The 26,883-nt window shown below is 60.8% G+C and carries 25 protein-coding genes; 14 read left to right on the top strand and 11 right to left on the bottom strand.

Annotated features, from left to right (window positions below; genetic code table 11):
• Position 1: 1 nt before the first annotated feature.
• The 5 genes from ACLD1Y_RS09565 to ACLD1Y_RS09545 form a co-directional block, all read right to left on the bottom strand.
• Positions 2–1,462 (bottom strand): mannose-1-phosphate guanylyltransferase/mannose-6-phosphate isomerase, encoded by a 1,461-nt coding sequence (locus ACLD1Y_RS09565; protein ID WP_429477565.1) that lies wholly within the window; start codon positions 1,460–1,462, stop codon positions 2–4.
• Complete coding sequence (locus tag ACLD1Y_RS09560) at positions 1,462–2,901, bottom strand: undecaprenyl-phosphate glucose phosphotransferase (protein ID WP_429477563.1); 1,440 nt, start codon at positions 2,899–2,901, stop codon at positions 1,462–1,464. Before ACLD1Y_RS09560 ends, ACLD1Y_RS09565 begins: the two co-directional genes overlap by 1 nt.
• A 420-nt stretch (positions 2,902–3,321) precedes the next feature.
• Positions 3,322–5,808, bottom strand: coding sequence for a TonB-dependent siderophore receptor (locus ACLD1Y_RS09555; protein ID WP_429477561.1), 2,487 nt, complete (start codon positions 5,806–5,808; stop codon positions 3,322–3,324).
• A gap of 106 nt (positions 5,809–5,914) precedes the next feature.
• A complete protein-coding gene (locus ACLD1Y_RS09550; RefSeq protein ID WP_429477559.1) occupies positions 5,915–6,865 on the bottom strand; it encodes a FecR domain-containing protein in 951 nt (316 codons plus the stop codon).
• Positions 6,852–7,367 (bottom strand): sigma-70 family RNA polymerase sigma factor, encoded by a 516-nt coding sequence (locus ACLD1Y_RS09545; RefSeq protein ID WP_429477557.1) that lies wholly within the window; start codon positions 7,365–7,367, stop codon positions 6,852–6,854. Before ACLD1Y_RS09545 ends, ACLD1Y_RS09550 begins: the two co-directional genes overlap by 14 nt.
• A 159-nt stretch (positions 7,368–7,526) precedes the next feature.
• On the opposite strand from ACLD1Y_RS09545, the gene ACLD1Y_RS09540 reads away from it, so the two are divergent.
• Complete coding sequence (locus ACLD1Y_RS09540; RefSeq protein ID WP_429477555.1) at positions 7,527–8,156, top strand: LysE family translocator; 630 nt, start codon at positions 7,527–7,529, stop codon at positions 8,154–8,156.
• Between the two features lie 178 nt (positions 8,157–8,334).
• Here ACLD1Y_RS09540 and inhA read toward each other — a convergent pair whose 3' ends face one another.
• Positions 8,335–9,015: an isonitrile hydratase gene (gene inhA, locus ACLD1Y_RS09535; RefSeq protein WP_429477553.1), complete on the bottom strand. Its 681-nt coding sequence runs from the start codon at positions 9,013–9,015 to the stop codon at positions 8,335–8,337.
• 90 nt (positions 9,016–9,105) lie between these two features.
• Between inhA and ACLD1Y_RS09530 the strand changes: the two genes are divergently transcribed.
• Complete coding sequence (locus ACLD1Y_RS09530; protein WP_429477551.1) at positions 9,106–10,098, top strand: GlxA family transcriptional regulator; 993 nt, start codon at positions 9,106–9,108, stop codon at positions 10,096–10,098.
• Here the strand turns inward: ACLD1Y_RS09530 and ACLD1Y_RS09525 are convergent.
• The 5 genes from ACLD1Y_RS09525 to ACLD1Y_RS09505 form a co-directional block, all read right to left on the bottom strand.
• Positions 10,044–10,955, bottom strand: coding sequence for an alpha/beta fold hydrolase (locus ACLD1Y_RS09525; RefSeq protein WP_429477550.1), 912 nt, complete (start codon positions 10,953–10,955; stop codon positions 10,044–10,046). The genes ACLD1Y_RS09530 and ACLD1Y_RS09525 overlap by 55 nt on opposite strands.
• 75 nt (positions 10,956–11,030) lie before the next feature.
• Positions 11,031–11,390, bottom strand: a complete 360-nt coding sequence (locus ACLD1Y_RS09520; RefSeq protein WP_429477548.1) for a VOC family protein — start codon at positions 11,388–11,390, stop codon at positions 11,031–11,033.
• Positions 11,390–11,920, bottom strand: a complete 531-nt coding sequence (locus ACLD1Y_RS09515; protein WP_429477546.1) for a GNAT family N-acetyltransferase — start codon at positions 11,918–11,920, stop codon at positions 11,390–11,392. Before ACLD1Y_RS09515 ends, ACLD1Y_RS09520 begins: the two co-directional genes overlap by 1 nt.
• Positions 11,921–12,048: 128 nt before the next feature.
• Positions 12,049–13,875, bottom strand: a complete 1,827-nt coding sequence (locus ACLD1Y_RS09510; protein ID WP_429477544.1) for a glycoside hydrolase family 15 protein — start codon at positions 13,873–13,875, stop codon at positions 12,049–12,051.
• Positions 13,868–14,668, bottom strand: coding sequence for a glucose 1-dehydrogenase (locus ACLD1Y_RS09505; protein WP_429477542.1), 801 nt, complete (start codon positions 14,666–14,668; stop codon positions 13,868–13,870). The genes ACLD1Y_RS09510 and ACLD1Y_RS09505 overlap by 8 nt, the downstream gene beginning before the upstream one ends.
• 254 nt (positions 14,669–14,922) lie before the next feature.
• On the opposite strand from ACLD1Y_RS09505, the gene ACLD1Y_RS09500 reads away from it, so the two are divergent.
• The 12 genes from ACLD1Y_RS09500 (at position 14,923) to ACLD1Y_RS09445 (ending at position 26,883) form a co-directional block, all read left to right on the top strand.
• Positions 14,923–15,615: an HAD family hydrolase gene (locus tag ACLD1Y_RS09500; protein WP_429477540.1), complete on the top strand. Its 693-nt coding sequence runs from the start codon at positions 14,923–14,925 to the stop codon at positions 15,613–15,615.
• 24 nt (positions 15,616–15,639) lie between these two features.
• Entirely contained in the window at positions 15,640–16,863 is a 1,224-nt protein-coding gene (locus ACLD1Y_RS09495; protein ID WP_429477538.1) for a transaldolase family protein, read from the top strand.
• Positions 16,860–17,588, top strand: coding sequence for a sulfotransferase family protein (locus ACLD1Y_RS09490; RefSeq protein WP_429477536.1), 729 nt, complete (start codon positions 16,860–16,862; stop codon positions 17,586–17,588). The genes ACLD1Y_RS09495 and ACLD1Y_RS09490 overlap by 4 nt, the downstream gene beginning before the upstream one ends.
• A 10-nt stretch (positions 17,589–17,598) precedes the next feature.
• Positions 17,599–18,324, top strand: coding sequence for an SDR family NAD(P)-dependent oxidoreductase (locus tag ACLD1Y_RS09485; protein WP_429477534.1), 726 nt, complete (start codon positions 17,599–17,601; stop codon positions 18,322–18,324).
• Positions 18,321–19,457 (top strand): hypothetical protein, encoded by a 1,137-nt coding sequence (locus tag ACLD1Y_RS09480; protein WP_429477532.1) that lies wholly within the window; start codon positions 18,321–18,323, stop codon positions 19,455–19,457. The genes ACLD1Y_RS09485 and ACLD1Y_RS09480 overlap by 4 nt, the downstream gene beginning before the upstream one ends.
• Before the next feature lie 7 nt (positions 19,458–19,464).
• A complete protein-coding gene (locus tag ACLD1Y_RS09475) occupies positions 19,465–20,235 on the top strand; it encodes a class I SAM-dependent methyltransferase (RefSeq protein ID WP_429477530.1) in 771 nt (256 codons plus the stop codon).
• 10 nt (positions 20,236–20,245) lie between these two features.
• The gene (locus ACLD1Y_RS09470; protein ID WP_429477528.1) at positions 20,246–21,475 is read left to right on the top strand and encodes an MFS transporter; all 1,230 of its coding nucleotides are present in this window, start codon (positions 20,246–20,248) and stop codon (positions 21,473–21,475) included.
• Positions 21,472–22,086, top strand: coding sequence for an adenylyl-sulfate kinase (gene cysC, locus ACLD1Y_RS09465; RefSeq protein ID WP_429477526.1), 615 nt, complete (start codon positions 21,472–21,474; stop codon positions 22,084–22,086). Before ACLD1Y_RS09470 ends, cysC begins: the two co-directional genes overlap by 4 nt.
• A gap of 97 nt (positions 22,087–22,183) precedes the next feature.
• Positions 22,184–22,822 carry a CGNR zinc finger domain-containing protein gene (locus ACLD1Y_RS09460; RefSeq protein ID WP_429477524.1) on the top strand — a complete coding sequence of 213 codons (639 nt, stop codon included), beginning with the start codon at positions 22,184–22,186 and terminating at the stop codon, positions 22,820–22,822.
• Between the two features lie 77 nt (positions 22,823–22,899).
• The gene (locus tag ACLD1Y_RS09455; RefSeq protein ID WP_429477522.1) at positions 22,900–23,397 is read left to right on the top strand and encodes a sigma-70 family RNA polymerase sigma factor; all 498 of its coding nucleotides are present in this window, start codon (positions 22,900–22,902) and stop codon (positions 23,395–23,397) included.
• Positions 23,398–23,426: 29 nt separating this feature from the next.
• A complete protein-coding gene (locus ACLD1Y_RS09450; protein WP_429477520.1) occupies positions 23,427–24,380 on the top strand; it encodes a FecR family protein in 954 nt (317 codons plus the stop codon).
• Between the two features lie 97 nt (positions 24,381–24,477).
• On the top strand, positions 24,478–26,883 hold the full coding sequence (locus tag ACLD1Y_RS09445) for a TonB-dependent siderophore receptor (RefSeq protein ID WP_429477518.1): 2,406 nt from the start codon (positions 24,478–24,480) through the stop codon (positions 26,881–26,883).

The raw sequence follows: 26,883 nt of genomic DNA, 5'->3' as shown, positions 1-26,883 counted from the left end.
ATTATTTTTTCACGTCGGCCGGCGCGCGACCGTAGATGTCGTCGAAACGCACGATGTCGTCTTCCCCCAGGTACTCGCCGCTCTGCACCTCGATCATCACCAGGTCGATGATGCCGGGGTTGGTCAGGCGGTGTTTGTGCCCGGCAGGGATGTAGGTGGACTCGTTGGCGTTGATCAAGAATTCGCGCTCACCATTGGTGATCTGCGCCGCGCCGCTGACCACCACCCAGTGCTCGCTGCGGTGGTGGTGCATCTGCAACGACAGCGAGGCCTGGGGCTTGACCACGATGCGCTTGATCTTGAAGCGGCTGCTTTCCTCCAGCACGGTGTAGGTGCCCCACGGCCGGGTGACGGTGCGGTGCAGGCTGTACGCCGGATGGTTCTGGCGCTTGAGCTCGGCGACGATGTAGCGCACATCCTGGCTGCGGTGGGCATCGGCGATCAGCAGGGCGTCGGGGGTGTCGACGATGATCAGGTCGCGCACGCCCACTGCGCCGAGCACGCGCTTGGGCGAGTCGATGTAGCAGTTGTGCACGTCATGCAAAATCGCCTCGCCATTGACCTGGTTGCCATGGGCGTCGCTGGGGGTAAGTTGGCGCAGGGCTTCCCACGAGCCGATATCGCTCCAGCCAATATCGCAGGGCACCACCGCGACCTTCTTGGACTTCTCCATCAGGGCCACGTCGATGGAAATATCCGGCGCGCTACCGAACGCCTCCGACTCCAGCTCACGCTGGCGCGAGGTTTTATTCTGCAGGCTCTGGCTATGCTCCAGCGCGGCTTGGGCGGCGCTGAGCACGTCCGGCGCATGGGCGGCGAGTTCGTCTACCAGGGTGCTGGCCTTGAAGCAAAACATGCCGGCGTTCCACAGGTGCTTGCCGCCGTCGAGGTAGCCTTGGGCGGTGGCCAGGTCGGGTTTTTCGACGAAACGCTTGACCCGGTAGCCCGTGTCCAGGGCCTCGCCTTGTTCGATGTAGCCAAAGCCGGTTTCGGGGTGGTCGGGCTGGATGCCGAAGGTCACCAGGTAGCCGGCCTCGGCCAGGTCGCGGGCTTGGGTCACGGCCTGGGCGAACGCTACTTCGTTGAGGATCAAATGGTCGGCCGGCATCACCAGCAACTGCGCTTGATCACCGAAATGTTCTTGCACATGCAGAGCCGCCACAGCGATAGCCGCTGCGGTGTTGCGCCCGAACGGCTCCAGCAGCAGGTCCAGGGGCAGGTGGGCCTTGTTCACCCCGCGGTAGTCATCCAGGGTGCGAAACAGCAAGTCGCGGTTGGTCACCGTGAGCACGCTTTCCACGCCAGGCAGTTTGGCGGCGCGCTGGAAGGTCTTTTGCAGCAGGCTCTGGCCGTCACGCATGCGCATGAAGGGCTTGGGCATGTTCTGCCGCGACACTGGCCACAGCCGCGTGCCCGAACCACCGGAAATGATGCAGGGAATCAATCCGTTGAGGGTATTCATCAATAGACCTCCTTGGTGGACAGGACGGCCGGAACCGTCATGAAGACGATGTACAAGTCAAACCACACCGACCACTTGGAGATGTACTCCAGGTCGTACTCGACACGTTTCTGGATCTTGTAGAGGGTGTCGGTCTCGCCCCGGTACCCATTGATTTGCGCCCAGCCGGTGATGCCCGGTTTTACCCGGTGCCGCGAGCTGTATTCGCTGACCGCTACCTCGAAAGGCACGCCGGCTGCCTTGGTCGCCGTGGCATGGGGGCGCGGGCCGACCATCGACATATTGCCCAGCAGCACGTTGAACAGCTGCGGCAGCTCGTCGATGCTGGTCTTGCGGATGATGCGGCCCACGCGGGTGATGCGTGGGTCCTGGCGGGTGGTCTGGCGTTCGGCGGTGAAGTCGCTCTGGTCGGTGAACATCGAGCGGAACTTGAACACGCGGATCTCGTTGTCGTTGTAGCCATAGCGGTTCTGGCGGAACAGCACCGGGCCCTTGGAGTCGAGCTTGATGGCGATGGCGGTGGCCAGCATCACCGGCGACAGCGCCACCAACGCGAGGCTGGCGAGTATCAGGTCTTCCAGGCGCTTGATCACCGGCGACCAACCCCGCAGTGGCAACTGCGAGGTGTTGAACATCAAGATACCGCCCACGTCGGTGATCTTGCTGTGGCCATAGCGCAGGGCGGCCATGTCGGGCACCAGCATCACGTTCACCGACATCTGCCGCAGGCGGTTGACCAGCCCATGGATACGCTGCTCGGCGGCCCATGGCAGGCAGATCATCACTTGGTTGACCTGTTCGGCGCGGATCAGTTTTTCCAGGTCGCGGGAGTTGCCCAGCAAGGGCAGGTTGCTCAGTTCCTTGGGAATGCGCTCGGTGCGGTCGTCGATAAAACCGATCAGGCCCGAGCGGATGTCACCGTTGCGCTGCAAGTGATCGGCCACATGCACGGCGGTGTCGGTAAAGCCCAGGATCACCGTGCGTTGCAGGTATTTACCCTTGCGCATCAGGTTGCGGTACAGGCGCAGCATCACCAGACGCTCCAGGCAAAACAGGCCCAGGCTGGCGACGTACCACATGGCCAGGTTGCGTGGGGTCAGTTGCGGAAAAAACTGCAGGATCTGGTACATGAACAGCAGGATGCAAAACGCCGCCGACCAAGCCTTGATCTTGGTTTTCAGGCGCAGGCGGTTGCTGAACAACTCCTCGGAATAGATGCCCAGAGCCTGGAACAGAATGATGGTCAGGACCGCGAAAAACAGCAGCAAGCCCAGGAAGTGAGGGCGCAGCTCGGGCTCCATCGGGTCGATGAAAAGAACCAGGACCAGCGGGGGCAAAATGGCACTCAAGCCATGGATGAACTTGACGAAAACGACAAAGAACTCGACAAAACCGGCGCGTGTTAAAAACAAACTGTCGACGGACGACTTCTCTCGCATAAAACATCCCTCATTGCACTCCAGACTTCACTGCTCGGCTGTTGGTTCAATAAAGCGGTGGGCTGCTTTAAAGAAGGTGAGTCGAACTACGGCTACTCTGGGTAATACGCAATTACCTATCTAACTAAAGGGAATTTGCGGGGGTAGTGGCTTAAGGAGTGTTCCCTTAACTTGCTTTGTCAACGAATTGACTGTGGTGCGGAGGCGGCATGCTAGACAGGTTAATCAGTCTTTTTTGCGGCATTTTGTTGACGTTCCTTGTCTAGACACTCGGTTCTTGGGTGTGATTTTGAGTGTAGGAACAAATGTGAGATTTTTCCTGCTTAAAGGAAAAACCTTTTTCCGAATGGGGTAGGAAAGGGGGACAAAAACAGGCTGGCAGGGCGGACTAAGTGCCCTGCCACCGGGACTTTCGCGGGTTCAGAAGTTGCCTTTCAAACTCACTGTAAAATTACGCGGTTCACCATAGAAGTTACCCCATGTGGCTGTACCTACGGTGTTGTAGTAGCTTTTATCGAACAGGTTGTTGCCGTTGAGCGCTACGGTCCAGGTGTCGTCCAGGCGGTAGGCCACGCGTGCGCTCCACACCGCGTAACCGGGCTGTTCCAGCTTGATGGTCTGCAGGCGGTAGTTGCTGCTCTGGGCGTTGACGCCGGTGCCCACGCTCCACTTCGACAGGGCGCCGTCGAGTTGGTAGTCGCCCCACAGACGCAGCATGTGACGAGGCACGTAGGTGTTGGATGAACCGCCTTCGAGCGCGCTGTCGATATTCTTCAGCGACTTGGTCTGGGTGTAGGTGTAGCCGCCAAATACTTGCAGGCGTTCGAGCAATTCACCGCTAATTTCGGCCTCTACACCCTGGGCGCGCACCTTGCCGGTATCGGTGTAGCAAAAGCCGTCGGCGGAGGTGGCGCACAGTTTGGCGTAGTCGGTCTCGGCTGCGTTTTTCTCCAGGGCGCGGAACAGTGCCAGGGAGCTGTTGAGGCGCCCATCGAACCATTCGCCCTTGATGCCCAGCTCGTAATTGTCACCGATCTTCGGCTTGAGCGGCGCGCCATCGGCGGTGGCATACGCGCTTTGTGGCTGGAAGATATCCGCGTAGCTGGCATACACCGATAGATGCTCGTTGAGGTCGTAGATCAGCGCGGCGAACGGCGTGACTTCGCCGGTTTCCCGGGTGTGCGCGTCCTGCAGCGCCCATTCGCCCCAGCCCAGGCTGTAGGACTCGCGGCGGTTGTCGTACCAGCTCACGCGGCTGCCCACGATAAACATCAACGGTTCGGCCAAGCGCAGGCGCAAGGTAGCGTAGGCGCCGTATTGGGTGGCGGTCTCCTTGATGGTGCTGCCGCGGTACATGTTCGGCCAGAAGGTGCTGTCGGCCGGTTCCGGCATATGGTGGTTGGGGGTGTAGATACCCTGGCGCGTCGGCAGGTTCTGGATGGCGTACACGTCATCCTGGGTGCCACGGCTGCCGTTGGCGCCGAGGATCAGTTCGTGTTGCAGGCCGAAGGCTTCGAACTTGCCATCCAGGTAGGCGTCGAGACCGTAGTCGCGATGGTCGTAGTCCATCAATGCGGCATAAGAAAGGGCCGTAGGCGTCGGGTCGCCATAGTTGATGGTGCCTTCGCTGGCGGCGTACTTGGTGTCTTGCAGGTTGCGGCTGTGGACGGCGGCGACTTTGAGTTTCCAGTCATCGTTGAGCTGTTGGGTAAGGTCGACGAAGAACGTGGTGCGTCGGCTCTGCCAGTCGTTCCAGGATTGGCCCAGGCAGGTGGAGCGGCTCAGGTTGGCGCTCTTTCCGTCGGCGTAGCGCGGCAGGCCGCCCCAGCAGGGTGTGGCGTCGACATCTTCGTAGCTGGCGCCCACGCCCAGGGTGGTGTCGGGACTGAGGTCGAAGTCCAGCGCGCCGTAAAACGCCCGGTCCTTGCGCTTGGAAAGGTCCATGTACGAGCCACGGTCCTGGTGGCTGAGCGCCGCACGGCCGCGTACGGTGCCGCTCTCGTTCAGCGAGCCACCGGTGTCAACATCGGTGCGGTAGTTGTCCCATGTACCGGCCGACAGCGACAGGCTGGTGGTGGGCTTGGCCTGGGGTCGCTTGCGCACGAAGTTCACCGCGCCGCTGGCGGTGCCGGCGCCCTTGAGCATACCGGCCGCCCCCTTGAGCACTTCCACCCGGTCATAAATCGCCATGTTGGCGGTGAAGCTGTCTGCCTGGGCGTAGTCCTTGCCCATGTCCAGCGGCACGCCGTCGTACTGGTACTGACCGAGCATCTTGAAGCCACGGGAGTAGAAATACTTACCGCCCATGGGGGATTCGTAGCTGGTGATACCCGGTGTGCGCTCCATGACATCGTCGATGGTGGTGACGTTCTGGTCGTCCATCAATTGGCGGGTCATCACGCTCACCGATTGGGGCGTTTCCCGCAGGCTGTGCTGGCCTTTGCCGATGGTGACCGCGCCGGTGGTGTAGGAACCAGTGCCCTCGGTGATCGCACCCAAGCGGTCGCCGGTGATGGTGGTGGCACCGAGGTTCAGCGCACCGGTGTCGGCGACTTGAGGCAGCAGCAGCCAAGTACTGTCGCCCTGACGTTGGGCTTGCAAGCCCTGGCCACGCAGCAGTTGATCGAGTGCCTGTTGGCGGTCGAGGCTGCCGCTCAGGCCTGGGCTGGTCTTGCCGGCGACACTGTTGGCGTCGTACGACAGGCTGATGCTGGCCTGGCGGGCAAATTGGTCCAGCGCATTGGCCAGCGAGCTAGGTGCGATGCTCCAGTTGCGCTCTTGGGCGTCACTGGCCGGTGCGTCGGCCATCACGGCCAGGGGCACGGCGCCGCTGCTCAGGCAGGCGCCAAACAGGGCGGCCTGCACGGCGCGCTTGAGGGGAGAACGTTGGGAGGGGAACGCTTGCATGACCGCGGGATGCTCCTGAAGGAAGTGAACAGAACCGGCCTGTTGATCGGCCTTTCCTTACAGGTCGAGCGGCAATGAGAATTCACCTCATTTATTTTTTGGTGATTCAAACGCGGGGGCTGACGGTGACCCAGTAGCGGCTGCGGTAGGTGACATCCACGTTGAGTGATTGCGCCAGCAGGCCCAGTACTCGATCGGTATCGTCCAACTGATAAGTGCCCGACACGCGCAACCCGGCCACCGCTTCGCTGCAGCGCAGCAGGCCGTTGCGGTAGCGGCCCAGTTCGGCAATGAAGTCATCCAGGCGCATGTTCTGGGCACTGATCACGCCGTCGCTCCAGGCCCAGGGGTCCAGGCCGTTGGCGGGGGCGGGGCGCAGGGTGGCACGGTCGAACAGCACCCGTTCACCGGGGTTGATTAAGTGGCGCGTCGTGGCATCGCGATAATCGGCAAACAGCGCCACACTGCCTTGCTGCACCGCCAGCAAGGTCCCCTGGGCTTCTTCGCGCACCAGGAAGCGGCTGCCAAGGGCGCGCAGGTAGCTGTCGCGTGTCTGCACCCAGAACGGGCGGCTGTCCGCGCCGGTAGTGACCAGTATCTCGCCTTGAAGCAGATGCACCAGGCGCCGTTCGCTGTTGAATGCAGCGTTGATGGCACTGGCGCTGTTGAGCTGGATCTTGCTGGCGTCGTTCAGCGTCACCCAGCGTCGTTCGCCGGTGACGGTGCGATAGTCGGCCATCATTGCAGGCAAGGGCGTGTAGTCGCGACCCAGCCAGGCCAGGCCGGTGGCACCGGCGAACAGCCCCAACAGCTTTAAGCTTTCACGGCGGCTGATGCGTTGTCGCGCGCCATTCAAGGCATGGCGCCCGACCTGTGCCGGCAGGTGGTTGAAGTCATCATTCATGCTCGCGACCCGCTGCCACACCTGCTGATGTTCGGCACTGGACTGCAACCAGCGTTCAAAGGCGGCGGTGCTGGCATCGTCGGCTACATTGAAACGCAGTGTGATCATCCACTGGATGGCTTGGTCCACCAGGCGTGGGTCAGAGCTCGGCATAACGCAACCGATAGCAGGCGTGCAGTGCCTTGGACAAATCGCGTTCCACGGTGGCCTTGGACACCTCCAGGCGCAGGGCAATCTGCGCGCAGGTCAGGCCATCCAGTTGCGCCAACAGGAAGGCTTCCCGCACGCGGGGCTTGAGCTGGTCGAGCAGGCGGTCGATGCGCTCCAGGCTGTCGAGGATCAGCAGGCGCGTCTCTTCCGACGGCACCTCGACGAGTGGGAAATGGGCGAGGCTTTCGAGGTAGGCGCGCTCCAGTTCGCGGCGCCGGTATTGGTCGATCATCAGGCTGCGGGCGATGCAGCTCAGGTACGCGCGGGGCTGCAACAACGCCTTCTGCTTGCGCGCATTGAGCAGGCGCACAAAGGTTTCCTGGGCCAGGTCGGCAGCATGCTCGCGACAGCCGGTGCGCCGGCTCAACCAGCCGCGCAGCCAGGAATGGTGGGCATGATAAAGCTGGCCGATGGCGGCATGGTCCAGTGGGTGATCGCTCGACATGAAGCTCCTGGCGCAATCGTCTTAATTGATAATGTTTCGCATTCTAGACGTTGGTCATGGCAATGGGCAATTACCGGCGCGCAATGTATCCAGCACAATTCTTTGTTCGCCCAGGATGGGCTGATTAATCTGCAGGCTTTCCCGGTGGAGGGCTTGAGCATGATCGACCTTGCAACCCTGGCGGTTTTTTCCGGTGCTGTTGTGCTGCTGCTGTTATCGCCGGGGCCAAACATGGCCTTTGTGATCAGCCATGGCGTGACCCATGGCTGGCGCGGTGGGCTGGCATCGGCCTTGGGCATCAGCGTGGCCGACCTGTTGTTGACCGCATTGACGGCGACAGGCGTGACAGCGCTGGTCGCCAGTTGGCCGCCGTCCTTTGACCTGATTCGGTTTGCGGGGGTGGTCTACTTGCTGTGGCTGGTGTTCAAGACCTTGCAGAAAAAATCGGGGCTGGGCGCGGCCTGCGTCAACCATGTGCCTCTGGGGAGGGTGTTCCTGCAAGCCATGCTCAACAGCCTGCTCAACCCGAAGGCGTTGTTGTTTTTTGTGGTGTTCTTGCCGCAGTTTGTAAGGCCGCAGGCCGGGTCCATTGCGGTGCAGTTGATGGTGCTCGGCGGCGTACTGACGCTGATCGCGGCCGTGTTCCACGGCCTGCTGGGGAGCTTTGGCGGCGCGTTGAGCCGGTTCTTTGCCCAGCGCCCGAACAGCGCCTGGTTACAGAAGTGGGGGCTGGCGACGGTGTTGACGGTGTTGGCGGTGCGGCTGGCGGTGATGTCTCGGCCGAGCTGAATGAACGGCGACGGCGACCTTGGAGCCGACCGGTTTTTTGTGTCGATCTCAGTTCAAAATGTGGGAGCGGGCTTGCTCGCGAATACGCAGTGTCAGTCACTGAAGATGTTGACTGGTCCACCCCCTTCGCGAGCAAGCCCGCTCCCACACAAGCCCGCTCCCACAGGGTTTTGTGGTGTCACCCCAGGCGTGCCGCCGCCCGAGCGACGATTTCACCACGGGTCTTACGCGACTCTGCCGTGCGCTTGCGCGCTTCTTCCAATACAGGCAGCGGTGCGGTTTGCGGGCTGCCCGAATCAAACGGCGGCGCCGGCGCGTATTCGATCTGCAACTGCACCAGTTGCGCCGCCGCTTCGCTGTACAACTCCGCCGCCAAGGTCAGGGCAAAGTCGATACCGGCGGTGATGCCGCCGCCGGTCAACAGGTTGCCGTCACGCACCACGCGGTCTTGCACCGCGATTGCACCCAGCGGGGCGAGCATGTCGTGGTAGGCCCAATGGGTGGTAGCCTTGCGACCGCGCAGCAAACCCGCTGCACCCAGCACCAATGAGCCGGTGCACACCGAGGTCACGTAGCGTGCGGTGTGCGCCTGGACCTTGAGGAAGTCCAGGGTTTGCGGGTCTTCCATCAGGGCGCCAACCCCGGAGCCGCCCGGTACGCAAATCACATCCAGGGGCGGGCAGTCGGCATAGGTCATGGTCGGGGTGAACACCAGGCCGGTGCTGGAGGTGACCGGTTCGAGGTCTTTCCACACCAGGTGCAATTTCACGTCCGGCAGCGAGCCCAGCACGTCATAGGGGCCGGTCAGGTCCAGTTGCTGGATACCAGTGAACAATACAAAGCCGATCTGCAAGGTCATCAATAGCGCTCCGATAAAGGGGTGGACGGCTTCACTCTAGAGCCCTAGGCTTTGGCGAATACGCCATTGAACCCACAGATCACGCCAATCATGCCCAGAATCGTCCACGTTCTCGCTTTTGATAACGCCCAGGTACTCGACGTAACCGGGCCGCTGCAGGTGTTTGCCTCAACCAACGACCTGGCGCGCCAACGCGGCGAACCCTTGCCGTACGCCGTTTCGGTGATCGCCGCGCAAAGCGAACCGGTGATGACCTCCGCCGGCCTGGCGCTGGTGGCCGAGCCGCTGCCCGCCGCCGATACGCCTTGCGACACCCTGGTAATCGCCGGCGGCTGGGGCGTGTACGGCGCCGCCGAAGACTTGGCCTTGGTGGAGTGGGTACGCGAAAAAGCCCGGCATACCCGGCGCATGACCTCGGTGTGCACCGGCGCTTTTCTGCTGGCCGCCAGCGGCATGCTCGACGGCCGACGCGTGGCCACCCACTGGACGCGCTGCGAAGAACTGGCGCGCAAGTTCCCCTCGCTGACGGTGGAGGCCAACCCGATCTTTATCCAGCAAGGCAGCGTGTGGACCTCCGCTGGCGTCACCGCCGGCATCGACCTGTGCCTTGCGCTGGTGGAAGAAGACCTCGGCAGTGCCATCGCCTTGGAAGTGGCACGGCACCTGGTGGTATTCCTCAAGCGCCCCGGTGGCCAGTCGCAATTCAGCGTGACCCTGTCCCTGCAAAAAGGCGACAGCCGCTTCACTGAACTGCACGCCTGGATGGCCGAAAACCTCACCCTCGATCTGAACATCCCAACCCTGGCAGCCCAGGCCGGCATGAGCGAACGTAGTTTTGTGCGCCACTACCGCGCCGAAACCGGCCAGACCCCGGCGCGTGCCGTCGAATTGATCCGCGTCGAGACGGCACGCCGACAATTGGCCGACAGCAACGCCTCGATCAAACGCATCGCCGTGCAGTGCGGCTTTGGTTGTGAGGAAACCCTGCGCCGCAGTTTTCTGCGCGCCTTGTCGATCACGCCCCAGGCCTACCGCGAGCGCTTTTCGCCGAGCAATTGCAGCAGTGCATCCAGTGTGGCTTGAGGTGCTTGCTGCGGGATATTGTGGCCGACGCCGGGCAACACCCGGCGCTGATAAAAACCGCTGAAATGCTCCAGGTCGTCATCCTCTTGCGGTGGCGGCCCCACCCCATCATCGGCGCCGCACAAGGAAATGCTCGGCACCGAAATCGCCGGTTGCCGCGCCAGCGCTTGTTCGATGGCCTCCAGTGCCGGGTCGCCCGGCGCGTACATAAAGCGATGGCGATAGGAGTGAATCACCACCTCGACAAAGTCTGGGTTATCAAACGATGGCGCCGTCTGCCCGTACAACTCAGGCCCTTCAGCCCAGGACGGTGACCACAGCGCCCACAACAACTGGCACAGCTCACGACGATTGGCGGTCAAACCATCCACGCCGCGCTGGGTATGAAAGTAATACTGATACCACAACCGATGCTCCGTCTCCGGCGCACGGGGTTTAAGCGACTTGGCGATGTCCTGGATGTTGTAGCCATCCCCGGTCACCAGGCCGCGAACCCGCTGCGGCCACAGCGCTGCGACAATACACGCGGCCCGCCCGCCCCAGTCATACCCGGCGAGGGTGGCCTGGGGGATCGCCAGCGCATCCATGAAATCCAGCAAGTCCTTGGCCAACGCCGCCTGCTGCCCGGAGCGCATCACGTGCGCGTTGATAAACCGCGTCGGGCCGTACCCGCGCAGGTACGGCACCAATACCCGATAGCCTTGTTCGGCCAGAACCGGCGCAATGGCATCGTAGCTGCGTGGGTCGTAGGGGAAACCATGCAACAGGATCACTGGCGCGCCGTCGAGGGGACCATGGGCTTCATACGCCACATCGAGCATGCTGGTGCGCACGTAGAGCAGTGGAGTGGGGGTCATGGTGGGCGATTACCGGCTGGCCAAAGGTGTTGAAACTGTAGCCGATTGCTGTGACGAGACGGGTGGCAATGGGAGTTACTTGTCCAAACCGGTTTGCCGCAGCCCGATGCAATTGCCCCACGGGTCACGTACCTGACAAATCCAATGACCGCCCTCGATTTCCATCGGCCCGCGATACAACGTCGCGCCCAGTGCTTCAAACCGCCGCAAGGCCTGCTGCACGTCATCCACCGCCCAGTACACCACTGACCCAGCGGCGCCAGATGTGACCTTGTTATCGGCGTTGACGATCTCGAGGGCCACGCCTGCCAGATCCAGATGGCCAAAGTCATCTGGGTCATGACGAATGCGCGTGGCCAACGGGAAGGCTGCGGCGTACCACTCGGTGGCCGCACGCCAGTCGGCGACGTGAATCAGGATTGAGAGGATGGGCATCAATTCACCAAGAATCCCAGAATATGCAGATCTTGCCGCTGACCGTTCCAGAAACCTGCTTGTCGCAGGGTGCCTTCAACGTTGAAGCCAAGCCGCTCCAACAACCGCAGAGACGCGCTGTTTTGCGGATGCACCAGAGCCTCCACACGGTGTAGTTGCATGCACTCAATGCCCCAATCGAGCATGCCCCGCAACGCTTCGCCCATTAACCCCTTGCCCCGCGCACCTGGCGCCAGCTCACAGGCCAGTGCGCAGCTGTTCCACCCACGATTCCACTTGAACAGCCCACAACTACCCACCAGCTCACCTTCAAATTCAATCCCCCAGCGTGTGCCGGGGTTCGGTTGGGTGCGCCAGTGGGCAAAGGTTTCGATCAAGGCCTGGGCCTGGGCGAGGTCGGTCATCGGGTCGGCACCGAACCAGCGCATGCTGTCTGCATCACTGTGGATGGCGAAGACTGCCGGGGCGTCGCTTGCCACTAATTCCCGCAAGTACAGGCGCTGGGTATGCAGCGTGGGAAAGGCCGTCATGACGCGATTGTTGGGAGGGTGCCGTCCACCCGCCACTGGGGACGGTTGAAGCACGGTTGCACACCGATGATCAGCAGTACCTGGCGCATTGGATTCCTGTCGGCAGTCGAGGGGCCCGCCATTGTGCCTTAGGGTTGCCAGGTCGTCTTCTCCCCGCTGAGCTTGCGGTCCAGGAAGGTGGCCGCGCTGATCAACGCCAAATGGCTCAACGCCTGGGGCGTGTTGCCCAGGTGGCGGGCCTGGCTGTCGAATTCTTCGGCGTACAAACCCAGGGGGTTGGCGTAGCGCAGCAGTTGCTCGAACTCCAGGTGGGCCTTTTCGACCTGGCCGGCGCGGGCCAGGCATTCCACGTACCAGAACGAGCAGGCGGTAAACGCGCCTTCGGTGCCTTGCAGGCCGTCGATCTGGCTGTCGTCGTTGCGATAGCGATAAACCATGCCGTCGCGCACCAGGCTTTTCTGGATCGCTTCTAACGTCGAGAGCCAACGTGGGTCGGTGGCGGCGACGAAGCGTACCAGCGGCATCAGCAGCATCGAACCGTCGAGGGCGGTGCTGCCGGTGTGCTGCACAAAGTGCCCGCGCTCCTCATTCCAGAAGTTGCTCCAGATGTCGGCGTAGATCGCTTGGCGGGTCTGGTCCCAGCGCGCGAACGGTGCCGGCAGCGAGCGCTTGGAGGCCAGGCGGATTGCCCGGTCCAGCGCCACCCAGCACATCAGCCGCGAATGCAGGAAGTGATGTTGCTCGCCACGCATTTCCCAGATGCCGACGTCCTGGGTGTTCCAGATTTCGCAGACCTGATCGGCCACTTCCACGGTGTGTTTCCAGCCCTCATGGGAAATGGCTTCACCGTACTTGTTGACCAGGTACACCGCGTCCATCAACTCGCCATAGATATCCAGTTGGATCTGGTCGAACGCCTCATTGCCGATGCGCACCGGCTTGGCGCCGCCGTGGCCGGTAAAGTGGTCGAGCTCGGCTTCGGGCAACTGCTGGCGGCCGTCAATGCCGTAGAGGATGTTGATCTTGGTCGGCTGCCCGCAACAGTCACTGACCCGTCCCTTGAGCCAGCGCATATAGGCGTTGGCTTCTTCGATGAAGCCCAGGCGCATAAAGGCATACACGGTGAACGACGCATCGCGGATCCAGGTGTAGCGATAATCCCAGTTGCGTTCGCCGCCCGGTGCTTCCGGCAGGCCGAAGGTGGCGGCAGCGATGATTGCGCCGTGCCTGCGCGAGGTCAGCAGCTTCAAGGCCAGGGCCGAGCGGTTGACCATTTCGCGCCAGCGTCCACGGTAATTGGACTGCGCGATCCAGCCGCGCCAGAACTTCAAGGTGTGGGCCAGCGCCAGGTCGGTGCAGCTGCTGTCCACGCGCTCGTCGTCCTGGCCCCCCAGTACGAACTCCGCGCCTTCGTCCTGATCCAGCGTAAAACAGGCGACGGCGGCGTTGTCCTGCAGGTGCAGCGGGTGGCTGCTGGACAGGCGCAGGCCGGGCTGGTCGGTGGCGGTGAAACACACCGTGCCGTTATCCAGGGTGGCGTGGGTAGGCACGCGGGCGTAGTCATGACGTACGGCGCAGCGCAGGTGGATGCAGGCTTTGCCGCTGACCACGCGCACACGGCGAATCAGCAGCGGCAGGTCGTCGATTTCTTCGCTGATGGTGAGCAGGTCGGTGACCTCCACCACGGCTTCATCGCTGAGCCAACGGGTTTGCAGCACGTTGGTGTCGGGCAGGTAGATCTGTTCACGGCGGGCGTTGGGCAGGTCGGGGGTGAGTTGGAAAACCCCGGCGTCGGGGGTGTCCAGCAGTGAACAGAAGATCGAAGGGCTGTCGAATTCTGGCCAGCAGAAGAAGTCGATGCTGCCTTTATCGTTCACCAGTGCCGCACTGCGCATATCGCCGATGATGCCGTGGGCATCAATGGCGCTCTGCTGTTCGTTTTTAAGATCAACCATTGCCACGGAACTCCGGATAAAGGCTCATGCCACCATCAATAAAAAGCGTGCTGCCCACGACATAGTCGGAAGCATCACTGGCCAGCCACACCACCGCGTTGGCCACATCTTCTACGTCACCGATCCGCCCATAGGGGATCAGCTTCAGCAGCTCTTTTTGTGCCGCGCCTTCGGTGGCGGCGCGGTTGATCGCCGTACGGATCGCCCCCGGCGCAATACCGTTGATGCGGATGCGCTGTTCGCTGACTTCCTGGGCGAGGGTGCGCATCAGCATCTCCACGCCGCCTTTGGACGCCGCGTAATTCACGTGCCCGGCCCAGGGGATGAGCTGGTGCACCGAACTCATGTGGATGATTTTTCCGGCGGCCCGCGACACGCCTTCCCGCACACCCTGGCGATTAAAGATACGCACCGCCGCGCGGGCGCATAGGAATTGGCCGGTGAGGTTGACGCCGATCACTGTGTTCCAGTCGTCGAGGGTCATGTCCACCAGGTTGGCGTCCTTCTGCAACCCGGAGTTGGCGACGAGGATGTCCAGGTGACCAAAGGCATCCAGGGTCTGGGCGAAGAGGCGTTCTACATCGCCTTCCTTAGAGACGTCAGCGCCAATCGCGATAGCCCGACCGCCGTCGGCATTGATCTGATCCGCCAGCGCTTGGGCGGGCTGCGCCTGGGCGTTGTAGTTGAGCACGACCGCCGCTCCGGCCCGTGCCAGGGCCTTGGCCGCTCCCGCGCCGATTCCGGAACTGGCGCCCGTCACCAGTGCCACTTGCTGATCCAACGAAATATGCATTGCCCACCCGACCTTAAATTCGTGAGTTCAAGCAGCTGACTGGTAGCCGGCAAGGGAAGTTCACCGATGTGATTTTAGCGACTACAACCATGGTGAAAAATGGAATAAAAGAAGAATAAAAAATAACTATAAGATACTAAAAAACCGCTCAAAAGCGTTTGACAGGATTTTTAACCCCGTGTCTTATAGGCACACCTCAACCCGCTCCGTTGGTAGTTCGGAAGTCATCGCGGAGTCACCTATAAGAGATGCCCATGTATCAATCGGCAGCTATAGGGGAACTACCAGACCAGGCGGCAGTGTCATTGCCCAAGTTAGTGATCTTCGATTGCGACGGTGTGTTAGTCCAAAGCGAAGAAATCAGCCTGTCTGTATTGATTTCCCTGCTAAATGTTTACGCCACTCACGAAACACTGCTCGATGCCCAGTATTTCATCGAACACTTTCGTGGCCGCAAGATTGCCGAGTGTTTGCGCGAAGCCGAACAACTATTAAATGTTCGTTTGCCCAGCCAGTTTGAACACGACTTTAGAGAACACGCGCTGCTTGCCTTGACGCGTGAATTGAAAGCCACGGATGGAATAGTCGATGTATTGAAAGGGTTGAATATTCCCTATTGTGTTGCCTCCAGTGCGCCGCGTCACAAGATAGAACATTGTTTGCGTTTGACCGGGCTGTTGCCTTATTTCGAAACGCGAATATTCAGTTGTTATGAGTTGGGTCGCTGGAAACCCGATCCTTTGGTGTTTTTAACCGCGTGCCAGGCGCATGGCGTTGCAGTGGGTGATGCGCTGGTCATTGAAGACAGTGTTACCGGTATTCAAGCGGCCGTGGCCGCCAATATAAGAGTGTTGGGTTTTGGTCCATTGGAGCGGCACGGGAAGTTGGCCGAAGCCGGGGCACTGCCGTTTGCCGATATGCGTCAGTTACTGACCATTATTCATTAAACAATTACTCAGGGAGGGTATGCGGTGAGCACACTCGGTTATATAGAACGCCTCAAGCGCAATGACCCCGCTTCAGAAGTGTGGTGGGACTCATCGCCCGTGGTGTACGCGCCTTTTAAACGACACTTGCTGGACAAGTACCCGGCGGTCGCTGCACATATCGAGCAACTGATGCCCGATGATTTCACCCAGCATATAGGTTTCAGCAGCGTCACCACCAACCCGCGCCTGGTGACGGCGGCGGTTCTTGAAAAGCGCGAGTATTGGTCCTCGCGTTTCAACCTGGCCAGCCTGTCCCCCCAGGAACTGCGCAAGAAGCTGTACAACGAAGTCATTGCCGAAGGCGCAGCGGCGCTCAAACCGTTGTGGGTACAGTCGGCCCAGGCCGAAGGCTGGATTTCGGCTCAGGTCGACCCGGTGGATGTGCGTTGCACTGAGCGCATGACGGCCCGCGGGCTGGAGCTGCACCAACTGGCGCCGAATGTGATGGTGAAGGTGCCGGGCAGCCTGGAAGGGTTGGCGACCGTCGAGCATCTGGTGGCGCTGGGTGGTTCGGTGAATATCACCTTCTGTTTTACCGTCTCGCAATTCCAGGCCGGTATCCAGGCGATAGAGCGCGGCCTGGCGGTTGCGCGCAGTAATGGCGTCGATACCAGCCATTGCAAGTACGTGATTACCTTCATGATCGGGCGCTTCGCTTGCCAGCCCGAGTTCGCCCTGCAAGCCGCAGAGCGCGGCCTGACGCTCGAGCCGGACGAGTTGCGCTGGGCTGAGCTGCTGATTTACGAACAGATCCAGGCCTTGGTCGCGGCCTCTTCGGTCCCGGTCAAGACCCTGCTTTCCAGCATCAAGGTTGACGTGGACGAGCGCGGTAACAAGCACTGCTGGCACCTGGAAAAAACCGGGCTGAGCACCACCTGTTACACCCTCACGCCGGACGTGGTGGAGTTTCTGATCGAGCGCGAGAGCCGTGGCAAGCCAGTGTTGCCCGCCAACGAGCCCTTGCAACCACCGCCCGCGACCTTCGCCAAGCTGGTGCGCATTGCGTATTTCTGCGACGCCTACTTTCTCGACAGCATCGAGCCCTACGACTTCGGCAACCAGGAGGCGTTTATCAATGCCTGCAACGAAGCCAACAGTGCGCACCGCCGCCTGGCCGATTACTGCGTTCGGCTCTGTCCGTCGACGAAGCCGTTCAGGCTGTCGCTCAACGCCATCCTGGCTGCTGAATACGGGGTGGTGGCATGAACAAAATGGTCGGGTTATGGGCGCACCCCCGCTCGCGCTCCACGGTGCTGGAGCGTGTATTCATCGAACGTGGCGACTTCGAAGTCTTTCACGAACCGTTTGCCCACATGGCGTTTTCGGCGGACTCGGCGATTCCCTCGGATGAGTGGGATCACAGCTTGCCCACCACGTATGAGGGGATTAGAGAGCAACTTATCCAGGCGAAGGAACGTGCCCATGTGTTTCACAAAGACATGTGTTACCACTGCCTGGATAACTTGAAAGTTGACGTGGGTTTTTTGGCGCAGCAAGACAATATATTTATTATTCGCGAACCGGCCAGCAGCATTATTTCCCATCATCGGGTACACCCCGATATGCCGTTGCAAGCGATCGGCCATAAAGCGGTGTACGAGATATTCTGCGTGGTCACCAAGCTGACCGGCAAAGTGCCTTATGTGATTAATGCCGACCACCTCGCGGCCGACCCGGAACGCGTCATTCGCAAGTTGTGCGACCACTTGCAGATTGAATTCCTGCCCCATGCCATGACCTGGAAGCGTGAATGCCCGCAACAGTGGAAAACCTGGCGAAGTTGGCATGTGGCGGCAGAAAACAGTGACCGTATTGTTGTACCGGATAATCCAGTAGTTGATATGGAAGCGTTCGAACACTCTCCAAAATTAAAGACTATGTACGAATACCATCGAACGTTTTATGCGCGCATGAATGAATTTTGCCAATAAGGAAGGTTGCATGAAAAAGTTGATTATTACCGGCGCGGCCAACGGCATTGGCCGAGCGACATTGGAAAAAGCCATTGACGATGGGTACTTTGTGATTGCGGCCGATAAGGATGTCGACGGTTTGAAGTTGCTGAAAAACCGGTATAGCGCCCAAGTATTGGAAACGCACGTTGCCGACTTCTCGGACCCTGCGGTTATCAAGGGTTTTATTCCGGGGCTGTATAAACGCCACACGACTATTTATGGGTTGGTCAACAACGCCGGGATTTACCACGGCAAAAGTGTCTATGCCTATTCAGAGGATGAAATCGACGAAATCCTCAACGTGAACCTCAAGGCGCTGGTCTACCTCTCCAAGGACTTTGCCGAACGGGAAATGGCCAACGAAGCCCCGCGCAGCATCGTCAACATTGCCTCGGTGGCGGGCGAGGTGGGCAGCTGCGACGCGCTGTATGGCGCGACCAAGGCGGCGGTGATCGGCCTGACCAAGGCCAACGCCTGGAATTTCGCGCCGTTCGTACGGGTGAACGCCGTGTCGCCGGCGCTGATCCATGACACCGCTATCTACGACACCATCCCCACGTACCGCCGTGACGAGTACGCACGCCAGGAAGTCCTCAAGGACCCCATCCGGCCCAGCGGTGTCGCCGAAGTGATCATGCTGCTGGTGGGGGATGCCATGCGCCATATCACTGGCCGGGTGATTCCGGTGGACAACGGAGCCTACCCACGGTGAGCCAGGTCATGGGCAAGAAAAAACTGCTGTTGGTGGGGGCGGGCAACCTGTGCCTGCAGATCCTCAAGATCCTTGGGCCGAGGAACGCGTTCGAGTTCGTGGTGCTGGGCCGCAACGAGGAAGCGACCCTGCGCCTGTGCAACCTGGTGACGCTGTCGTGCGCCCAACTGGGCCAGTACATCGCGATCAAGCCAGTGATTGCCGACCTCACGGATATCGACAAGGTGACGCGGCTGCTGCGCGAGGAGGCGCCGGACATCCTGGTGAACTGTGCTTCGTTGCAGTCGTGGCGGGTGATCACCGGGTTGCCCAAGCTCACCTTTGAGCAACTGGACCAGGCTCAGTTCGGCCCCTGGCTGCCGATGCACCTGACGTTGATGCACTCCCTGATGCAAGCGGTAAAAGCCTCGGGGATCAAGGCCAAGACCGTCAATGCGGCTTTCCCGGATGCGGTCAACCCGATCTTGGGCAGGGTCGGGCTGGCGCCGGATATCGGCGTGGGCAACGTGGCCAACCTGATCCCGGCGACGCGTTTTGCCATCGCCCGGCTGCTGGAGTGCGAGCCGGCTGACGTGCAGGTGCGTCTGTACACCCAACATTACTTCAGCCACTACGTGCCGCGCGGTGGCTTGCCGCCCCGTGCCAGCTACCGCCTGCTGTACGAGGTGCGCAACCGGCCAGAGGTCGCGCGACTGCCGGCAGAGGCGATTTTCTCCACGGTGAAGACCGAGTTCCGCCGCCTGGGTGGCGTTGATGGGCAGTTTCTCACCGCCTGTTCGGCCGTCACGGTGATCGAGGGGCTGTTTTCACCCACGCCTGTGCTGGTGCATGCGCCGGGCCCGCTGGGGCTGCCGGGCGGTTACCCGGTGTGGCTGCACGATGGGCAAATCGAGGTGCAATTCTCGGATGCCTGCCCGCAGGACGAAGCGGTGCGCATCAACACCATTTGCCAAAGCCAGGATGGCATCGACGAGATCCATTGCGATGGCTCCGTCACGTTCAACCCCCAGTGCATGGCGATCATGCAAACGATGCTGGGTTACAGCAAGAACACCATGTCGATCGAACAGTCCGCCGAGTTTGCCCGCGAGCTGGCGAGCAAATACCTGTCTTTCAAGAATTCAACCTGGTAGGTGTGTGATGAATCAAATGTCAGGACAAAAACACAACGACGTCGCCACTTACTCCGCCCAGTATTCGGCCGACTTTGTCGAGCGCTGGGACGAGTTGATCGACTGGGACAAACGCAAGGCTGGGGAGGGCGGTTTCTTTGAAAAACTGCTGCGCGACCACGGTGTGCAATCGGTGATCGATGTGTCGACGGGCAGTGGCTTTCATGCGGTGCAGCTCAAGACGGCCGGCTTCGATGTGGTGGCCACGGACGGCAGCAGCACCATGCTGACCAAGGCACGGGCGAACTTCCGCGAACATGGCCTGGATATCCAGTCCCATTACCGCGACTGGTTGGCCCTTGACGCCCAGGAGCTTGGGCAATTCGATGCGGTGGTGTGCCTGGGCAGTTCGTTGTGCCACGTGTTTGCCGCCCATGATCGCCTCAAAGTGCTGGAGAAGTTCAGGGCCTTGCTCAAGCCGGGTGGCCTGCTGATCGTGGACCAGCGCAACTTCTTTGCCATCCGCGCGGGCAACTTCAAGGCCAGTGGCAATTACTACTATTGCGGCACCAACGCCTCGGTCAGCCTGGGCCAGGTCGATCAGCACCTGTGCGAGTTCATCTACACCTTCGATAACGCCGAGCAGTACCGGCTCAAGGTCTACCCGCTGTTGCCCGGAGAGTTGGCCACTGAGGTGCTGGCGTCCGGGTTTTCGGTGCATGAGAGTTACGGCGATTTCCAGCGTGTCTACGACATGATGCATTGCGATTTTGTGATCCACACCGCGCGCGCCGTTTAAGGGGGGCAACATGAGCACACTTGTACAGAGCACCCCGCGCACCTTGGACAGCGTCGTGCTGGCGGTGGTGTTGACTGGTTTCGTGGCCAGCACCTATGGCTTTGGCGTTTACCTGTTCGCCAATCTGGTGGTGGACATGCGCCGTGACATCGGCTTCGACTACACCACCGTGGGCTTGATCACCGGCGGCGCACAGATCGGCTTCCTGTTGTTTTCATCGGTGACCAGCTATATAAGCCGCTTTTTCGAGGGTTGGAAAATCAGCCTGGTGTCCACGGTGATAACGTCCCTGGCGTTGCTGGGGCTGAGTATCAGCGACAGCATCTGGCTGTCCGGGGCGCTGCTGATCTTGCTTGGGGGCTGCTCGGCCTCGGTGTATATCCCGCTGGCGGAAATCGTCACCAAGGGGTTCAGCCCGGGTAATCGTTCGCGGGTCATGGGGCTGATTTCCAGTGGCACCAGCTACGGGGTGTTTATCAATGGCTTGTTGGTGTCGTTCCTGACCTTGCATGGCGGCTGGCGCTCGATTTGGCTCACCGCTGGCCTGATATCGGTGGCCCTGTGCGTGGTGGCGTGGTTTCTGCTGCGCAACATGGCAGCGGGGGAGGACACGGGGTTTTCCGGCGAGCGTTCTTCGGGGTTCGACAGTACCGCCCCTTGGCTGAGCCGCTCGCTTTACCTGACCTGGGTCATCGCGTTTCTCAACGGCATGGCGTTGCTGCCGTTCCAGACTTACCTCGCACCCTTTCTGCGCGATGAGCTGGGCGTGTCGGTACAGGACGCCGGGTTTGTCTGGACCACGATCGGCGCCGTGGGCATGGCTTCGGGGTTCCTGGTGGGATGGATTGCCGACAAGGTCGGGGTGCGTGCATCGTTGGCGATGTGCTTCTTGAGCGCAGGCCTGGCAGCCACCCTGGTCTACAGCTTCAACAGCTTGCCGTTGTTCTACCTGGCCGCGTTTTTGTTTGCGCTGGCGTTTTATCCAATCTTTGGCTTGGTGCCCAGCTACATTGGGCAAATAGTACCGGTCAGCCGGCTGACCCAGGCGTTTGGCATTGCCAATGTGTTGATTGGCTTGGGCGGGGTGTGCGGCAACTTCCTGGGTGGGTTTTCCAAGGATCTGACGGGCTCGTTTGCCACGGTGTATTGGGTGGTGGCGCTGTTGCTGTTCGTGCAGTGCGTGATGGTATTCATGTTGGGCAAACAGCCTGTTTCTAAAACAGAGGGTGAACGGCCATGAGTTACTTTCCGGACAGTACCCAGCAGAACCTGCACCGGTTTGCGTTCAGCCAGTTGGGCGCCGAACACGAGCGGATGAAACAGAAACCCATGGTCATCTGGATGACCGGTATTTCTGCCTCCGGCAAGTCGACGATTGCCGATGCGTTGGACATTGCCCTGGCGCAACAAGGGCGGTTCACCTGCATCATCGATGGCGACTCGGTGCGCGGTGGCCTTTGCCGAGACCTGGGTTTTTCCGAGGGCGATCGCGATGAGAACATCCGCCGGGTCGCCGAGGTGGCGCGGCTGATGCTGGACACGGGGTTGATTGTGATCGTGGCGCTGATCTCACCGTCCTCGGCCAGCCGGCATTACGCGCGCTCGATCATCGGCAACGAACACTTTGTTGAAGTGCACGTGGATGCGCCCTTGGAAACCGCCGAACAGCGTGACCCCAAGGGCCTATATAAGAAGGCCCGGTCGGGGTTGATCAAGCACTTTACGGGGATCGACGCCCACTACGACGTGCCGGTGTTTCCCGAAGTGCATTTAAATACCCAGGCACTGTCGGTCAAGGAGTCGGTGGTCACTATTCTGGAGTGGATTGCGCGGCGTGATGATCACCCTTAGCCGTTGGTCTTTGCGCGAAAGATGACGGTATTTGTAACTCCAAAAAACAAGGTACTCTGCGCCATCGCACGGATATCACGCTTTTACTGGAGCAGGCATGACGCATTTTACGGGCACTGCAAAGTCGATTCGCTTGATTGGCGGGGCCCGGGTGTTGGACTTTATCAACACCACCAATGGTCGTCGTCCTGGCACGGCACTCAAGGTCATTGAAGAGCGACTCACCAGTTTTCAGTTCTTTTTTGAATGGGCACTGCATGCCTCGCTGGTCTCGGCCGAGGAGTTCGAGGCGTATAAGTCCATGGTGTTTGAGTCGCCCATGTCCTACCAACCCGACCTGGACGCGATCATCGCGTTCAGGGAGTGTTTGTACAGCGTGTTCTACAACCTGTCGCTGCACCGACCGGCAGCCGATGAGGCCTTGCAGCAGATCAACCAGACCTTCCAGCACGGCGTCACCTGGCGCGTGCTGCGTTCTGTTGACGGAACCCCGGCGTGGAGCTGGAAGGCCTGCACATCCGCCCAGGAATTGACCGCCATGTTGCTGGGCCGCCTGGCCATCGAGGCCACGCAGTGGCTGGTATCCGGTGAGCTGAATGGCTTGCGCAGTTGCAGTTCCACCGATTGCGACTGGGTGTTCCTGGATATCTCCAAGAACAAACAACGCAAATGGTGCCAAATGAGCGTGTGCGGCAGCCGCGAGAAGTTGAGCCGCCTCAAGCAAGCGGCGCAATGACGGGGCCGACCGGTAGCAATTGCTCCACTTAATAGGAAGCATTACTATTCACGCCCCGCCTCCCCAGTGCACCCGCGATGATCCCTCAGCCGCCCCGCAGAACAGGCTTTTTCGAGCACTACGAAGAGTTGATCCGGACCTGGACGCGCCGCCTGAGGAATCGTCAGCAGGCCGAAGACCTGGCCCACGACACCTTTGTGCGCGTGCTGGAGGCCAACTCTGCTTCTGTTGAGCAACCGCGTGCCTACCTGCACCAGACGGCACGCAACATTGCCGTGGATGGCTACCGACGCGAAGACCGGCGCGAGGCCATGGAGCTGGAAGCCTTTGATCAGACGCCCGCCAGCGGCGACCCGGAGCATTTCATGCACGCGATCCAATTGGCGGACTCCATCGAACACGCCTTGGCCGAACTGCCGCTCAACTGCCGTAGGATTTTCATCTGGCAGAAGATCGAGGGCCTGACCCAGCAGGAAATCGCCGAACGCCTGGGTTTGTCCAAGAATATGGTGGAAAAGTATATGATCCGCACCCTGCGGCATCTGCGCGACCGCCTGGACGCGATGGCCCCATGAACGATGCCCGCTTTGAAACAGGACCTTCCATGATGGATAGCCGTGCACGCGACGAAGCCGCGCAATGGTTTGCACGCCTGCAAGACGCCGAGTTGAGCGCCACCGAGCGCCAGCAGTTCGAGGCGTGGCGCATGGAACAACCCCAGCACCAATACGAATTCGATGTGCTGCAAGGCGTGTGGAGCGCCACGGACTTGCTGCCCAAGGCGCGTTTGCAAGCGTTGTGCGCCGCCCCGGCCGAGCGTCCCAAGCGACGTGCAGTATTGCGTTATGCGGTGGCGGCCAGCGTGGTGGCGGTTGCCCTGGGGCTGGGGTTATTCAGCGGCCTCAATCATCCAAAGCCCTACAGCGCCGAGTTCAGCACGCGCCTGGGTGAGCATCGCCAGGTGGCCTTGCCGGACGGCTCGATGATGGACCTCAACAGCCGCAGTGTGGTGGCGGTGCACTATGAAAACGGCCGGCGGGGCGTGGAGCTCAAGCAGGGCGAGGCGATGTTCAGTGTCGAGCACGATACGAGTCGGCCCTTTGTGGTTGCCGCTGGGGCAGGGCAGGTGACGGTTACCGGTACACGCTTTGATGTACGCCGTGACGATGACCAGACCCGCGTGGTGGTCGAGGCCGGAACCGTGAAGGTGCAAGGTCGTTCCCCGGATGAGGTGGTGACACTCACGGCGGGCTTGGGCAGCCACGTGGATAGCCAGGGGCAGGTGGCTGCCCCCTACGCGGTGAATGCCGAAGCGCTGACAGCCTGGCGTACGGGCAAGCTGGTGTTCAACAACGCGTTGCTGGGGGAAGTGGCGCGGGAAGTCTCGCGTTATCGCGAGCATCCGCTGCGGGTCAGCACGCCCGCCGTCAGCAACCTGCGCTTGACCAGCGTGTTCAAGGCCAACGACACCGACGCCTTGCTCAAGGCCCTGCCGCACATCCTGCCGGTGGCCTTGCGCACCTTGCCGGACGGCAGCCAGGAAATTATTTCGCGCTGATATTCAGGTTTTTTTCGAGTTCTTCGTCTTCTCCTGCAACTGCTACTGGTTTGCATTAACAGCCGCATACACTTGCGATCACAGGACAAGGCTCGACGTGAAAAAACTCGCCATCAACAACAATAAAATCTCCCGCTGGGCGCCGCTGGCCCTGGCGCTTGCAGTCAGTGCCGCCGTGCCTGCGGCCTACGCTGCCGACGCTATCCATATCAAGGCCCAACCCCTGGGTGCCGCGCTGAGCCAACTGGGCCAGCAGACGTCCTTGCAAGTGTTCTTCAGCCCCGACCTGGTGGCCGGCAAGCAAGCCCCGGCGGTGGACGGCAACCTCTCGCCGGAGCAAGCCCTGCGCCAATTGCTGCAAGGCAGTGGCTTGGATTACCTGATCGATGCCGGCTCGGTGACCCTGCGCCCGGTGAACAGCGGCACCGGTGAGGCCGGCTCGCCGCTGGAGCTGGGTGCCACCGACATCAAGGTGGTCGGCGACTGGCTCGGCGACGCCAACGCCGAAGTGGTGCAGAACCACCCCGGCGCGCGTACCGTGATCCGCCGCGAAGCCATGGTGGAGCAGGGCGCGATGAACGTTGGCGACGTACTGCGCCGCGTCCCTGGTGTGCAGGTGCAAGAGTCCAACGGCACCGGCGGCAGCGACATTTCCCTCAACGTTGGCGTACGTGGCCTTACGTCGCGCCTGTCGCCACGCTCCACCGTCCTTATCGACGGCGTGCCCGCTGCGTTCGCGCCCTATGGCCAGCCGCAACTGTCGATGGCGCCCATCTCCGCCGGCAACCTGGACAGCATCGACGTGGTGCGCGGCGCCGGCTCCGTGCGCTACGGGCCACAAAACGTCGGTGGTGTGATCAACTTCGTCACCCGTGCCATTCCCGAGCAATTCTCCGGCGAAGTCGGCACCACCCTGCAAACCTCCGCCCACGGCGGCTGGAAGCACATCGACAACGCGTTTATCGGCGGCACGGCCGACAACGGCATCGGCGTCGCGCTGCTGTACTCCGGGGTCAATGGCAACGGCTATCGCAACAGCAACAACTCCAACGACATCGACGACGTGATCCTCAAGACCCACTGGGCACCGACCGATCAAGACGACTTCTCGCTGAACTTCCACTACTACGACGCCAGCGCCGACATGCCCGGCGGCCTGACCCAGAAGCAATTCGACGCCAACCCGTACCAGTCGGTGCGCGACTGGGACAACTTCAGCGGCCGCCGCAAGGATGTGTCCTTCAAGTACATCCGCCAGATCGACGACCGCACCCAGGCCGAAGTGCTCACCTACTATTCCGACAGCTTCCGTGGCAGCAATATCGCCAACCGTGATTTGCTCACCATCGGTTCGTACCCGCGCACCTACTACACTTTCGGCATCGAGCCACGGGTGTCCCATGTGTTCGATATAGGCCCCAGCACCCAGGAAGTCAGCGTCGGCTATCGCTACCTCAAGGAAGGCATGCACGAGCAGGCCACTATGCTGGGGTTGATCAATAACGTACCTACCCCGGACGGTCTCAGCGACGGTCACGTCTATCAGGACCGCACCGGTGGCACCGAGGCCAACGCGTTCTATATCGACAACAAGATTGATATCGGCAAGTGGACGATCACCCCAGGCATCCGCTTCGAAGATATCCGCACCGAATGGCACGACCGCCCGGTTATTTCTCAGACGGGCACCCGCGTCACCGAAAAACGCCGCGAAGTGCACAACAACGAACCACTGCCGGCCTTGAGCGTGATGTACCACCTCTCCGACGCCTGGAAGCTGTTCGCCAACTACGAGACCTCGTTTGGCAGCCTGCAATATTTCCAGCTGGGCCAGGGCGGCACCGGCGACCAGACCGCCAACGGCCTGAACCCGGAAAAAGCCAAAACCTACGAAGTAGGCACGCGCTACAACGACACGGTGTGGGGCGGCGAGCTGACGTTCTTCTACATCGACTTCGCCGATGAGTTGCAATACGTCAGCAACGCCGTGGGCTGGACCAACCTCGGCGCGACCAAACACGAGGGCATCGAAGCCTCGGCCCACTACGACCTGTCGAACCTGGACCCGCGCCTCGACGGCTTGACCGCCAACGCCGGTTTCACCTACACCAAGGCCACCTCCGAGGGTGATGTGCCGTTCAAAGGCCGTGACCTGCCGCTGTACTCCCGTGAAGTGGCCACCTTGGGCCTGCGCTACGACGTCAACCACTGGACCCACAACCTGGACGTGTACGCTCAATCCGGCCAGCGCGCACCGGGGACCGGCACCACCTACATCACCCAAGGCACCGCCGACGGCCAGTACGGCGACATCCCCGGTTATGTTTCGGTCAATGTGCGCAGCGGCTATGACTTCGGCGCGCAACTGTCCAACCTGAAACTCGGCGTGGGCGTGAAAAACGTCTTCGACCAGCAGCACTATACCCGCTCCAGCGACAACAACGCGGGGCTGTACCTGGGGGAACCCCGTACGTTCTTCGTGCAGGCCAGCGTCGGGTTCTGA

Source organism: Pseudomonas sp. 18175 (assembly GCF_050432925.1).
Classification (GTDB): domain Bacteria; phylum Pseudomonadota; class Gammaproteobacteria; order Pseudomonadales; family Pseudomonadaceae; genus Aquipseudomonas.
Note: the sequence above shows the minus strand (reverse complement) of the source record. Positions and strands in the feature narration are given on the sequence as shown.